The organism is Cupriavidus sp. SK-3 (assembly GCF_000611145.1).
Lineage (GTDB): Bacteria > Pseudomonadota > Gammaproteobacteria > Burkholderiales > Burkholderiaceae > Cupriavidus.
The window spans coordinates 116,338-128,732 of the sequence record NZ_JFJV02000125.1 but is presented as its reverse complement, the minus strand read 5'-3'; the positions used below and the strand labels follow the sequence as shown (position 1 = coordinate 128,732).

Annotated in this window: 12 protein-coding genes; 5 read left to right on the top strand and 7 right to left on the bottom strand. The window is 67.8% G+C overall.

The features are described 5' to 3' along the window. Nucleotides 1-80: 80 nt before the first annotated feature. The 7 genes from CF70_RS13170 to CF70_RS13140 all read right to left on the bottom strand — a co-directional run bounded on the left by CF70_RS13170 (nucleotide 81) and on the right by CF70_RS13140 (nucleotide 6,985). Nucleotides 81-1,868 carry a PHA/PHB synthase family protein gene (locus CF70_RS13170; RefSeq protein WP_051648367.1) on the bottom strand — a complete coding sequence of 596 codons (1,788 nt, stop codon included), beginning with the start codon at nucleotides 1,866-1,868 and terminating at the stop codon, nucleotides 81-83. After that, nucleotides 1,865-2,647 (bottom strand): acetoacetyl-CoA reductase, encoded by a 783-nt coding sequence (phbB, locus tag CF70_RS13165; RefSeq protein ID WP_235185029.1) that lies wholly within the window; start codon nucleotides 2,645-2,647, stop codon nucleotides 1,865-1,867. The genes CF70_RS13170 and phbB overlap by 4 nt, the downstream gene beginning before the upstream one ends. Further along, nucleotides 2,637-3,146: a hypothetical protein gene (locus tag CF70_RS13160; protein ID WP_035865061.1), complete on the bottom strand. Its 510-nt coding sequence runs from the start codon at nucleotides 3,144-3,146 to the stop codon at nucleotides 2,637-2,639. The genes phbB and CF70_RS13160 overlap by 11 nt, the downstream gene beginning before the upstream one ends. A 188-nt stretch (nucleotides 3,147-3,334) precedes the next feature. Beyond that, complete coding sequence (locus CF70_RS13155; protein WP_035865057.1) at nucleotides 3,335-3,538, bottom strand: YgaP family membrane protein; 204 nt, start codon at nucleotides 3,536-3,538, stop codon at nucleotides 3,335-3,337. A 172-nt stretch (nucleotides 3,539-3,710) separates the two neighbouring features. Next, nucleotides 3,711-4,205 (bottom strand): hypothetical protein, encoded by a 495-nt coding sequence (locus CF70_RS13150; protein ID WP_035865056.1) that lies wholly within the window; start codon nucleotides 4,203-4,205, stop codon nucleotides 3,711-3,713. A gap of 136 nt (nucleotides 4,206-4,341) precedes the next feature. Then, nucleotides 4,342-6,642, bottom strand: coding sequence for a heavy metal translocating P-type ATPase (locus CF70_RS13145; RefSeq protein WP_035865053.1), 2,301 nt, complete (start codon nucleotides 6,640-6,642; stop codon nucleotides 4,342-4,344). 7 nt (nucleotides 6,643-6,649) lie between these two features. Beyond that, complete coding sequence (locus CF70_RS13140; protein ID WP_035865051.1) at nucleotides 6,650-6,985, bottom strand: DUF883 family protein; 336 nt, start codon at nucleotides 6,983-6,985, stop codon at nucleotides 6,650-6,652. 356 nt (nucleotides 6,986-7,341) lie between these two features. On the opposite strand from CF70_RS13140, the gene CF70_RS13135 reads away from it, so the two are divergent. The 5 genes from CF70_RS13135 to CF70_RS13115 all read left to right on the top strand — a co-directional run bounded on the left by CF70_RS13135 (nucleotide 7,342) and on the right by CF70_RS13115 (nucleotide 12,331). Next, nucleotides 7,342-7,806, top strand: a complete 465-nt coding sequence (locus tag CF70_RS13135) for a CBS domain-containing protein (RefSeq protein ID WP_035865049.1) — start codon at nucleotides 7,342-7,344, stop codon at nucleotides 7,804-7,806. A 130-nt stretch (nucleotides 7,807-7,936) separates the two neighbouring features. After that, nucleotides 7,937-9,073, top strand: a complete 1,137-nt coding sequence (locus CF70_RS13130; protein WP_035865116.1) for an ABC transporter permease — start codon at nucleotides 7,937-7,939, stop codon at nucleotides 9,071-9,073. Between the two features lie 2 nt (nucleotides 9,074-9,075). Then, nucleotides 9,076-9,774, top strand: coding sequence for an ABC transporter ATP-binding protein (locus CF70_RS13125; protein ID WP_035865047.1), 699 nt, complete (start codon nucleotides 9,076-9,078; stop codon nucleotides 9,772-9,774). Continuing rightward, complete coding sequence (locus CF70_RS13120) at nucleotides 9,771-10,868, top strand: HlyD family secretion protein (protein WP_035865045.1); 1,098 nt, start codon at nucleotides 9,771-9,773, stop codon at nucleotides 10,866-10,868. Before CF70_RS13125 ends, CF70_RS13120 begins: the two co-directional genes overlap by 4 nt. After that, complete coding sequence (locus tag CF70_RS13115) at nucleotides 10,865-12,331, top strand: efflux transporter outer membrane subunit (protein WP_051648362.1); 1,467 nt, start codon at nucleotides 10,865-10,867, stop codon at nucleotides 12,329-12,331. The genes CF70_RS13120 and CF70_RS13115 overlap by 4 nt, the downstream gene beginning before the upstream one ends. The last annotated feature ends 64 nt before the right edge of the window (nucleotides 12,332-12,395 follow it).

Genomic DNA, 12,395 nt, shown 5'->3' with positions numbered 1-12,395 from the left:
TGAAGTTGAAGTTGAAGTTGAAGTTGAAGTTATGCACGTGCACTGCATCCCTACCCCGATTCCCCCATCAAATCCCCCCACTACCTCTCCAACACATAACCCCCAGGCGCATCCGCAATCGCACCAGACCCCGCATCCCGCGCACCAACCCGCCCGGTCGAATGCGCCACCAGCCACGCCTGCCAGCATGGCCACCACGACCCTTCATGCCGCTCAGCCCTGGCAAGAAACCGCTCCGGACTGCCATAAGGCGCATTGGCGTCACGCGTTTCCACCCGATATCGCCGGCCAGGGTGCGAAGGCTCGGAGACAATGCCGGCATTGTGCCCCCCCGATGTCAGCAGGAAGGTCAGCGGGGCAGGGGTGAGCAGATGCAGCTTGTAGACCGAGCGCCACGGCGACACGTGGTCATGCTCGGTGCCCACCGCGAACACCGGCAACCGCAGGTCGGACAAGGCAACGGGCCGCCCGTCCACGCAGTAGCGCCCGGTGGCGAGTTCGTTGGAGAGGAACAGCTTGTGCAGGCATTCCGAATGCATGCGGTAAGGCAATCGGGTGAGGTCGCGGTTCCATGACACCAGGTCGTTCGGGCGCAGCCGCTTGCCGAGCAGGTACTCGCTCATCATGCGGGACCAGACCAGGTCGCGCGAGTGCAGCATCTGGAAGGCGGCGGCCATCTGCGGGCCATCTAGGTAGCCCTGCTGGTGCATCATCGCGTCCAGCGTGGACAAGGCGCTGCTGTCGATGAACAGGCCGAGTTCTCCCGGCTCGGTGAAGTCCGTCTCGCTGGCGAACAAGGTCAGGCTTTGCAGCGGCGCGCCATCGTCGTCGCGGCTTAGCGCCGCGGCGCAGATGGCCAGCAGGGTGCCGCCCAGGCAATAGCCGGCGGCGTGGATGCGCGTGTCGGGGCAGCGTTCCCCAACCACGCGCAACGCGGCCCGTATTCCCAGTTGCAGGTAATCGTCGAGGCCCATGCCGGCCGCTTCGGCGCCCGGGTTCTTCCACGAGATCATGAAGACCGTGTGGCCTTGCCCGACCAGGTAGCGCACCATCGAATCCCGCGGCTGGAGATCCAGGATGTAGTACTTCATGATCCAGGACGGTACGATCAGCACCGGCTCGCGCCATACCTCCGCACCGGCCGGCGAATACTGGATCAGTTCCATCAGCGCATTGCGGAACACCACCTTGCCCGGCGTGACAGCGACGTCCCGCCCGACCTTGAAGGTGGGAGGGCGGCGCAGGCTGGGATCGTGCGACAGGTCGGCTACCACGTCCTGCATATCGTGCAGCCAGTGCCGGGTTCCGTGCAGGAGGTTGGTGCCGCCGCTGGCGGCGGTGGTCTGCAGCACCACGGGGTTGAGCCACCAGGCATTGCCGGGCGAGCAGATATCGATCATCTGCCGCGCGCAGAACGACACGATCCGCTCATGGTGGGGGGACACGCCACGCAGCCCGTGCGTCAGCGACTCCCATAACGCCTCGTTGTTGTGAAAGACGTCGCGCCAGAAATGGTAGGGCCACTGCGACCAGGCGGGGTCGGCGAAGCGCAGGTCCGACGGCGGCGCCGGCACGCCGGGCGTTGGCTGCGCGCTCGCCGGCCCCGGCCACATGCCGGCGGCGGCGGCAATCGTCCCGCTCATCCACTGCCCAACGGCGGTGTCGACCTTGCCGGGGGAGATCGCCAGGTGCAATGCCCAGTCCAGTCCGGCCAGCCAGAACGAGGCCAGCGACATGCCTTGCGTGGCGCTGGCCAAGGTGGAGCGTACCTGCTCGTCTAGCTGCTGACGTTCGGCCTCCATGGGGCCGCAGCCGCATTCCGCCTCGGGCGCGGCGCTGAGTTCACTGGTTGGCGCGGGTGCGTTCATTGCATGTGTTGTCCGCCATTGATGGCGATATTGGCGCCGGTGACAAATGCTGCGTCATCGGAGCACAGGTAGGTAATCAGCGCGGCAACTTCTTCCGGCCGCCCGAGCCTGCCAACCGGGATCTGCGGCAGGATCCTGGCCTGAAGGATGTCGGCGGGCATGTCGGTGACCATGTGCGTGGCCAGGTAGCCGGGCGAGACGGTGTTGACGGTCACACCCTTGGCTGCCACTTCCAGCGCCAGCGCCTTGGTGAACCCGTGTATCCCGGCCTTGGCGGCGCAATAGTTGGTCTGGCCGAAGGCGCCCTTGGAGCCATTGACCGAAGCGATATTGATGATGCGGCCCCAGCCGCGGCCAACCATGCCGTCGCACAAGGGCTTGGTCATGTTGAAGATGGAGTCCAGGTCCGTCTTGAGCACGATGTCCCAGTCGGCTTTGGTCATGTGCCTGAAGGTCATGTCGCGGGTGATGCCCGCGTTGTTGACCAGAATATCGACCTGGCCCATCTCGGCAAGGACCTGCGCAGCGCAGTACTGGCACGCTTCGAAATCGGCCACGTCGGTGGCAAAGGCGCTGAATTCGCGTCCCGCGGCCTGCTGGCGCATCAGCCAGGCTTCGACATGGTCATTGCCCATCGAATGGGTGACGGCCACGCGATGGCCGGCATCGTGCAGCCGCATCGCGATGGCTTCGCCCAGGCCGCCCAGGCCGCCGGTTACCAGTGCGATCCGGCCCGCAGGCGGATTGGCGGGCATCCCGGCGGGGCGATCAGCTGGCATGGATGGTCCTCTTGCGCGATGCGGCCAGGGTGCTGTCGGCCGGCTCCGCGCCGGTGCCGTTCAACGCGGGTTTCCACGCCGCGGCCTGGCTGAACTTCTCGAACAAAGCCTGCACCGGCGCCACCATCGAGGCGGAAGTCCCCGCCTGCTGCAAGCCCGTCGCCTGGCAGCGCTGCCAGGACTCGCCGGCTTCGCGCATCTGTTCCACCATGGCGGTCTGGTTGTGGATGGCGAGACTCATCCACGCCTGCATCAGTTGTGCGCAATGTTCGGCTTCGTTACGCAGGATGGTGACGGGCAGCGCGGCGAAGGCGGCGAAGTCGCTGGCATTGGCAAGCTGCGCGCCGACTTCGTGCGTGGTCTTGATGTCCCGGCGGATGGCGTCCAGCTGGATTTCAAGGAAACGCTCGCGGCTCTCCTGCATCAATGTCAGCGCGCGCAGGCCCGCTTCGCAACTGGCGCTGAAGAACGCAAACGGGGCGTCGGTCTGGTCTGTCATGTGAATCTCCGTATTGGGGGACCATGCCCGCGGGTGCAAGCCGGTGGGCGCATGCCGTGGCCGCTGCCATGCCGGCACGGCCAGACGATTCTAGAAGCCTGGTGGCGGCGCCAGTTGATCCGCATCAAGCTTAGGCTTTCCATTGCCGGGCGCCGGGGGAAAATGGCACCGGCCATGTCATTCAGGTGTCAGTTGGACTTGCCGCCCGCGGACGGACAGGTCCTGACGCCGAGCACGCTGTAGAGCGGGCAGATGCGAACGAGCCCGGTCAGGACGGGAATCACGCCGATCCATCCCCACACGCCGATCGTGCCGGTGACGGCAAGGCCGATCAAGGCCAGGCCGACGACAATCCTGAGGGTCCGGTCAACGGTTCCAATATTGGTTTGCACGGTGAACTCCTTTCGATAGCCCGGCAGGGGAGAGGTGATTCGCCGGGATCGTCGCGCGATCCGGCGAATGCATGATCCCAATATAGCCAGATGACTGGCGCGAGCTTTGATCTGCGGCAACCGCCGCGCGCAATTGACGCAAGGAGCGCACACCGCGATGCTGCCGATCTCATCACCGGCCGGGCCGCGGACACCGCGACTCGCAATAGACCCAGTCGTCTTCCATTTCATTGATGCGCAGGCGGAATGTGTAGTTGACCGCGCTCCGTCCAGCCGTGAACCGGCGCGTCTGGCTGTCGGCCTGGTATTGGGCGCGCAAGGTATAGGCGCCAGCCGGTACCTGCATATAGAGCAGGGGACCGCTGGAAACGACCCGCAGGCGCCGCTTGCCGTTGCCATCCACGAGCGATACGGTGACGTCGGACAGCGCCTCGCCGCCCTTGGCGTTGTAAAAGCCAAGCCGCACATTGAAGCGGCCGGCCACCGCGCGCATGGCCTTTGCCTCGTCCTCGCCGACGCCGCCGGACACATAGGCGATCCCATTGGCCTGCTGTACCTGGGGCAGGGCTTCAGGATTCGGCTGTGCCGCATGGATGGGCAATGCGGTAACGATGAGCCCGGCCAATGCCGCTGCCGCGAGCGAGCCGGGGAAAAGTCTGCTAGCCATGATGGATTCGGTCCGTGTCTGAGTCTGCCTGCCAACGTCAACCGCGCGCCGGTGTTTCCAGTATCGGCGGCGGTGCGGCATGCCGCTTGATCCAGCGCAATGACGCGCAAGGCTGACCGCGCCGCCGGGCAGGCCGTCAGGCGTCGCCCAGCGCGTGATACAGCTCGTCCTCCTGCGCGAAATGCAGGCGCAGGATCGCATTCAGCTCATACAACAGGCGCCGGACTTCCTGCGCGCTTTCCAGGTCGATCCCGTCCGCGGGCTGGTCGGCGGCGATGCGTTCCAGCATGCCCACCAGGCGGAAGATCTCGCGGTGCCCGCCGCTCAGCGCGGCCAGCGGATCCTTGCCGCCAAGGCGTTGCGCCAGTTCCGGATAGAGGTCGGCGTCGTCATGGCGCTCGTGCGCGAGCAATTGCTGGCGCAGTGCCTGGTTGAGTTGCGCGAGTTCGAGGGCGGCGACGCCACCGGGGAGGCTGGCAACGCGATCCGCCATCGATCTCACCTGGTCGAGCACCTGGCCCAGTTCGTTGTGCTCGGTCTTCAGTTTGGCGGCTTCGGCCCGGGAGAGCTGCGCAGGCCGCCAGTCCGGTCCAGCCTTGCGTGCCCGCAGTGCATTCAGGATCACGGCGACGTCGATCACCTCCTGCAGCAGCGCCCCCGCAAGTGGCGGCAGGTAGCCGAAGGCGGCTGCGATCATGGCCGCCAGGGAGAGCGCCATGCCCGCCACCACGCTTTGCACGGCGATACGGCGCGCGCGCCTGGCGATCTGGATGGCTTCCGCCAGGCGGTCCAGGCGGTCGACCAGCAGGACCACGTCGGCCGCCTGCGCCGAGGCGGCGGCGCCTGCGGCGCCCATCGCCACGCCGACGTCAGCGGCAGCCAGCGCGGGGGCGTCGTTGACGCCGTCGCCGACCATGATGACGGTGTCGTGGCGCTGCGCCTCGCGGATCGCCTCGAGCTTTTGCGCGGGCGTTTGCTGGGCGCGCACTTCCGTCACGCCCAGCATCGCGCCGGTCATCTGCGCCACGTCGTCGCGATCGCCGGTCAGCATCACCATGCGCCGGATGCCGGCCTGCCTGAGCAGCCTGAGCGCGCGGGGCGTGTCGAGCCGGACCTGGTCCGCGAGCTGCAGCGCGCCGCGCATGGCGCCATCGACGCCGAGGAAGACGGCCGACGCACCCTCATGGCCCAGGCGCCGTAGCAAGGCTGCGCTCCACGGCTTTGGCACGGTTGTCCTGGCCACATGCGCCAGCGAGCCCAGGGTGACGGCGTGGCCGTCGACGATCCCGCTCAGGCCGGCGCCGGGATCCTCGCCGACCTTGGCAGGCAGCGCCAGCGCCAGCCCGCGCTCGCGCGCCGCGGCGACCAGTGCGCGTGAGCTCACATGCACCGATGCCTGTGCCAGCGAGGCAGCCAGCCGAAGCACGTCATCGGGCGTGTGTCCCGGCGCCGCCTCGATGGCCGAGAGGCGGGCCTGGCCGGCGGTCAGCGTGCCCGTCTTGTCGAAGAACAGCACGCGGCCCTGCGCCAGCCTTTCGAGCGCGGCGCCGCTCTTGGTCAGGATGCCGCGGCTGGCGCTGCGCGACATGCCGCAGACGATGGCCACCGGCACCGCCAGGATCAGCGGGCAGGGCGTTGCCACCACCAGCACCGCGAGCGCCCGGCGCGCATCGCCGGTCACAAACCAGGCGGCGCCGGCCACCGCCAGTGCCAGCGGCACCAGCAGCAGGGCGTAGCGGTCGGCCATGCGCGTGGACGGGCTGCGGCTTTGCTGTGCCTCCCGCACAAGGCGGACGATGCCCGAATAGGTGCTTTGCGCCGCCGTGGCGCCCGCGAGCATCTCGAACGGCGCGCCGGCGTTGACCACGCCGCTGCGCAGCGGCTCGCCCGGCGCGCGGCGCTGCGGCATGGCTTCGCCGGTCAGGGTGGATTCGTCGAGGTCGGCGGACTGGATCAGCGTCCCGTCGGCAGGCACCACTTCGCCGGCGCGTACCAGCAGGCGGTCGCCAGGACGCACGAGGTCCAGCGGCACCGGCCGCCATTCCCCGTTTTCGTAACGGCTGGCCTCGCGCGGGGCGTGGCGCAGCAGCGCGCTCATCTCGCTTGAGGCGCGCGCTTCCGCGTAGCTCTCCAGCGCGCGCCCGCTGGCCAGCATCAGGCTGATCACAGCCGCGGCAAAGTGCTCGCCGAGCCACCATGCGAAGCCGATGGCCAGCAGCGCAAGGACGTCCACGCCGGCCTGGCGGCGCCACGCCGCCAGGATGGTGCTGGCGGCCAGCGAAATCAGCACCGGTACGACGCCTGTCAGCCACACGGCGCGCGCGAGCGCGGCCGATCCGAACCAGTAGAGCAGCGATCCCGCGCTCAGCGTGACCGCGGAGATCGCCAGGAGCCCGATATTGAGCCAGCGGTGATAGCGGGGCTCCCAAGGCGCCATGTTGCGATCAGTCGCGGCGGGCGAGCGCCAGGGCGAACAGCGCCCCGCAGGCGGCGGCAACGGCCGCGGTCGCGCCAAGCGTGCGCCATGGGTGCGCATGCACGTACTCCTCGCCGGCGTCGGCCCAGTCGCGGACCTGGTCGCGGCCTTGCGCCTGCAGGTCCCGCAGGCGTAGCTGAAGCGTCTCCAGCCGTGCCTTGAACTGCTCACGGGCCTGGCCGGCTTGCTCGCCGGTCAGGGCGGCGGTGTCGCGTAGCAATGCCTGCACATCGGCCAGCAAGACGTTGATATCGTGCTGCAGCGTGACACGGTGCGCGGACAGGGCGGATCTGAGGTCGTTCACGGCGTTCTCCTGGCTGGTTTGGTCGAATCGGATGTGGGTGGGATGAGGCGTGACGTATCCGCCATGGCGGATAGCGCAAAGGCACCTCCAACTATAGGCAGCGGGCGCGCGCGCCGGTTGATCCTTGTCAATGCCTGGCGCCATGGCGCAGAGCGCTCCTGCCTTTCCGGCGCTGCAACAGCCGGCAAACGGGTTGATTTGCATCAATGGCGACCGCGCGCCCGGCGCTAGACTGAGTTCAGGTCCGGCGTGCCTTGAAGGCCCCTGCGCATCGCCGATGTACTGCAAGCGAAGCTTGATGGGCGCGTGCAGCCCGGCCACACCCGGCCGCACCCGGCCACGCCAGGAGAATCGTGATGAGGATCGAAGAGATTTGCTCGCTGTCCGCCGTTCATATCCCGCATACCTGCACGCTGCGCGACGCCGCGGTGCAGATGCGCGACCGCCACGTCGGCGCGCTGGTGGTGACCGAGCCCTTTGGCGGCAGCCAGCGCGCGATCGGCATCGTGACGGACCGGGACATCGTGCTGGAGAGCACGGCCGCGGGCGTGGCGCCCGGGCAGGCAACCGTGGCCGACGTGATGACGCGCGGCGTGGTTGCGATCGGCAAGGATGCCGGCATCGACGACGCGCTGCAGGCGATGCTGGCGCACGGCGTGCGCCGGCTCGCGGTCACGGATGCCGAGTCGGTGGTTGGCGTGCTCTCCCTGGATGATCTGGTCGACGCCCTCGGCTCGCAATGGAACATGCTCGCCAGCGTGCTGCATAACGAGCGTGAGCGCGAGCGCTCCGGCAGCGTGCAGTCGCCGCTGCACCCCTGAGCGGCGCGGGCGCGAGATTTGCCGCGGGGCTCGCCCCGCTTCCTGATGCCCCGCCGGATCCCGCCCGGAGCGGGCGATAGCGGTCGGTAGCGGGGCCAATGCAGCACGCTGACAAGCAAGAAAAAGTATGGTGCCCGGCATTCTCAAGCTCGCCTACAAGCTGCTGGTCAACGACCGGGCCAAGTTCACCGGCCTGCTGGTCGGGATCACGTTCGCGGTGTTCCTGATGATCGAGATGACGTCGCTGTTCGCCGGCGTGCTCAACCGCTCATCGTCGACCGTGTACAACATTGGCGCGAGCATCTGGGTCATGGACCCGGCGGTCAATACCGTAGCCAACACCATCGGCATGCCGGACTACATGCTCAATGCCGTGCGTAGCATCGAGGGCGTCAAGTTCGCGGTGCCGCTTTACTCCGGCGGCGCGCTGGTACGGCTCAAGAGCGGCACGTACCAGCCCGTGACGGTGGTCGGCATCGACGATGCCAGCCTGTTCGGGCGGCCCGAGGTACTCAGCGGCAGGGTTGAGGACATCTACGCCGAGAATGCTTTCCTGGTGGTCAAGGATGCCGAATTCCGCAAGCTGGAAGATCCCGTGGTCGGCACGGATTTCGAGATCAACGACCATCGCGGCGTGGTGGTCGGCATTGCGCAGGTCTCCACCACCGGACTGTTCGGCGTGCCGACGCTCTATACGACCTACCAGCGCGCCATCCAGTACCTGCCGACCGCGCGCTATACGATCTCCTACATCCTGGTCGAACCGAAGTCCGCGGCCGATGTGACGCGGATTCAGCGAGAGGTGCAGAAGCTGGGCTACCGCGCGCTGACCAAGGACCAGTTCATCCAGCGCATCTCCGACTTCTACAAATACCAGACCGGGCTCGGCACCAATATCCTGCTGATGACCGTGATCAGCTTTATCGTCGGGCTGTCGATCTCGGGGCAGACCTTCTACACCTTTATCCTGGAAAACCTGGAGAAGTTCGGCGCGCTCAAGGCGATCGGCGCCAAAGGGCACGAACTGGTGGCGATGATCGTGTTCCAGGCAACCTTCACCGCACTGACGGGCTACGGCCTGGGCATTGGCCTGTGCGCCATCCTGATCAGCCTGGCGCGGCTGCGCCTGCCCAACTACGCCGCCATGATCACCTTCCACAACCTGGGCCTGGCGCTGGTCATGGTGATCGTGATCGCCGGGGTGTCGGGCTATATCGGCGTGCGCAAGGTGCTGCGCATCGAGCCCTTCGACATCTTCCGGGGGTAAGCATGCCGCGGGTTGCGATTGTCGCGAAGGCGCTGGACAAGTGGTTCGGCGAAGGCGAGGCCCGGACCAATGCGCTGCGGCAGGTCAGCTTCGAGGCGTACTTCGGCGAAATCCTGTTTATCGTGGGCCCGTCCGGCAGCGGCAAGACCACGCTGCTGAGTGTCATCTCCGGCATCCTGCGCCCGGACGGCGGCGAGGTGATGATCGACGGCACCAGCATCTGGACGCTGGACAACGACGCGCTGGCCGCATTCCGGCTCGCCAGGATCGGCTTCGTGTTCCAGGACTTCCACCTGTTTCCGCGCCTGACAACCGTGGAGAACGTGGCGATCCCGCTGATCCTCAAGGGCCGCGACTGGAACGATGCGTTGAACGAGGCCAAACATTACCTGGAGATCGTCGGCCTGGCCAACCGTGCCCAGCTGCCGCCAATCAAGCTCAGCGGCGGAGAGCAGCAGCGCGTGGCCATTGCGCGCGCCATTGTCAGCCAGCCGGATATCCTGATCCTCGACGAGCCCACGGCTTCGCTCGACGGAGACACCGGCCACGCCATCATGGCTTTCGTCAAGACGCATATTCTCAACGAGCATCGCTGCATCGTCATCGTCACGCACGATGCCCGCATCTTCGACATGGCCACCCGCATCCTCGACATGGAAGACGGCAGGCTCAAGCGCATCGAGCGGGGAGAGGCTGGATGAAGATCAGGTGGTTGTTCATCCTCTCCGTGGCAGGCGCCGTGACCGGCGTGGTGGCCGCCATCTTCTACGCCCAGCAAAGGCCGCCGCTGCCGCCGGCGTTCGAGCCCGCCGCCAACCCCTACAAGAGCGGTATCTACGCCAACGGCATCATCGAGAGCTACCAGGATAACGGCGCCAACATCAACCTCTATCCCGAGGTCGCGGGCACGGTGGTGCGCATCCCCGTGCGTGAGGGGCAGGAGGTCAGGCGGGGCGAGGAGCTGCTGGTGATCGAAGATTCGGTCCAGCGCGCGCTGGCGGCGCAGCAACAGGCGCAGGCCGAGGCCGCCGAGGCCGCGCTGGCGCAACTGAAGGCGCAACCGCGCAAGGAGACGCTGGAAGTGGCGCGCGCGCAGGCGGAGGCGAGTGCCGCGGGCCTGAAGACAGTCCAGGACCAGTTCGACAAACTGCAGCGATCCTATGCGCTCAACGCCCGTTCCGTCAGCCAGGACGCCATGGACAACGCAGCCAACGCGGTGCGCGTGGCGCGCGGCAACCTCGACGTGGCGCGCCGCCAGCTGGAGCTGACGCGCGCCGGCGCCTGGGTCTACGATATCCGTAACCAGGAACGGCAGGTGGACGCTTCGCGCAAGGCCGCTGCCGCCTCGGCGGCATTGCTCGGCAAGTACGTGATCCGCGCGCCGGTGGATGGCGTGGTGATGTCGGTCAATACGGCGGTGGGCGCCTTCGTGTCCTCGCTGGGCACCTATGGCACCTACACGCAGGGCAACACGCCCGTGATGGTCATGGGCAGCGCGCCCGGCACGCTCGCGGTGCGCGTGTATGTCGACGAGATCCTGCTGCAGCGCTTGCCCAGCGGCAAGGCGGGCAAGGGCATCCAGGCGAGGATGTTCGTGCGCGGCACCAATACCAGCATCGCGCTCGAGTTCTTGCGCATGCAGCCTTACGTCACGCCCAAGATCCAGCTTTCCGACCAGCGCACCGAGCGCGTGGACGTGCGCGTGCTGCCCTTGCTGTTCAAGTTCAGCCCGCCGCCCGACGTCAATGTCTATCCGGGCCAGCTGGTCGATGTCTACGTGGGCGGCGCATCGTGAGGCGCCGTGCGCTGCCCGGGATCGCGGCGGTCCTTGCCTTGCTGGGCGGCTGCGCCGTGGGGCCGGATTTCGTGCGCCCCGACCCGGCCGTGCCGGCCAGCTTCACGCGCGGGGGAGACGCGGCGCAGACGCCGGCCGGCGATGGCGTCTCGCAGCGCTTCACCGATGCGGCCGCGCTGCCGGCGGACTGGTGGCGCATGTTCGGCAGCGCCGCGCTGGACGGCGCTATGGACGAGGCGCTGGCTGGCAACCCCACGCTGCAGGCGGCGCAGGCCAACCTGCGGCAGAGCGAGGCCGCCATGCGCGCCGGTGCGGGCGTGTTCTATCCGCAGCTGGACGCCACCGCCGGGGCCACGCGGCAGGCGGCCACGCCGGTCCGCTTTGGCCAGGCCGTTCCCTCCAGCGTCTTCAACCTGTTCTCGCTGACTGCCACCGTGAGCTACACGCTCGACCTGTTCGGCCTGAACCGGCGCGCGGTCGAGGCGCTGTCCGCGCAGGTCGACCTGCAGCGGCAGATGCTGGGCGCCACCTACCTGGTGCTGACCGGCAACCTGGTCAACACGGTGATCGCCCAGGCCGGCTACGCCGCCCAGATCCAGGCCACCACCGAGCTGGCGGCGCTGGTGCGCGAGCAGGTCGAGATTACGGGCGCGCAGGTGCAGGCCGGGACCGCCGCGCACGTCAGCGAGCTGAGCCTGGCGGTGCAGCTTGCCTCGCTGGAGGCGACGCTGCCGCCGCTGCGGCAGCGGCTGGAGCAGGCGGATCACCTGGCGGCGACCCTGTCGGGCCATTACCCGGCCGAGGGCGACCCCGTTGCCGTGACGCTGGAGACCTTGCGCTTGCCGGCTGACATTCCCCGGCTGCTGCCGGCGGAGCTGGTCCGGCGCCGTCCGGATGTGCTGCTGGCCGAAGCGCAGCTTCACGTTGCCAGTGCCGACGTGGGGGTGGCCACCGCCGCCATGTTTCCCGCCGTTACCCTGAGCGCCGGCTACGGCCGCGACAGCCTGCAGATAGGTTCCCTGTTCGGTGGCAACAGCGCGGTCTGGAGCCTCGGGGCGGGCATCGCGGCGCCGCTGTTCCACGGTGGCGAACTATATTACCGGCGGCAAGCCGCCGTGGCCCAGTGGGAAGCCGCGCAGGCCGGCTACCGGCAAGTTGTGCTGGCTGCCTTCGGGCAGGTGGCCGATGCGCTGCGCGCGCTGGAGCACGACGGCGAACTGGTCGCCGCCACGCGCCAGGCGCGGGACCTCGCATTCGAGGCCCTGCAGGAGTTGCAGGCCAACTTCCAGGCCGGCACCGCCGGCTACCTGCAGGTGCTGGTGGCGAACGCGCAGTACCACCAGGCCGATATCGGCTACTTGCAGGCCAGGACCCAGCGGCTGCAGGACACCGTGGCATTGTTCCTGGCGCTGGGCGGGGGCTGGGACGCCGGTGCCGCGCAAGCGCAGGCGAGGCGGCCGTGATGATCGTCCGGGCCATCCGGTACCTTGGCGAGACGGTGGGCCGCCTGCGCCGCCGGCATCCCGC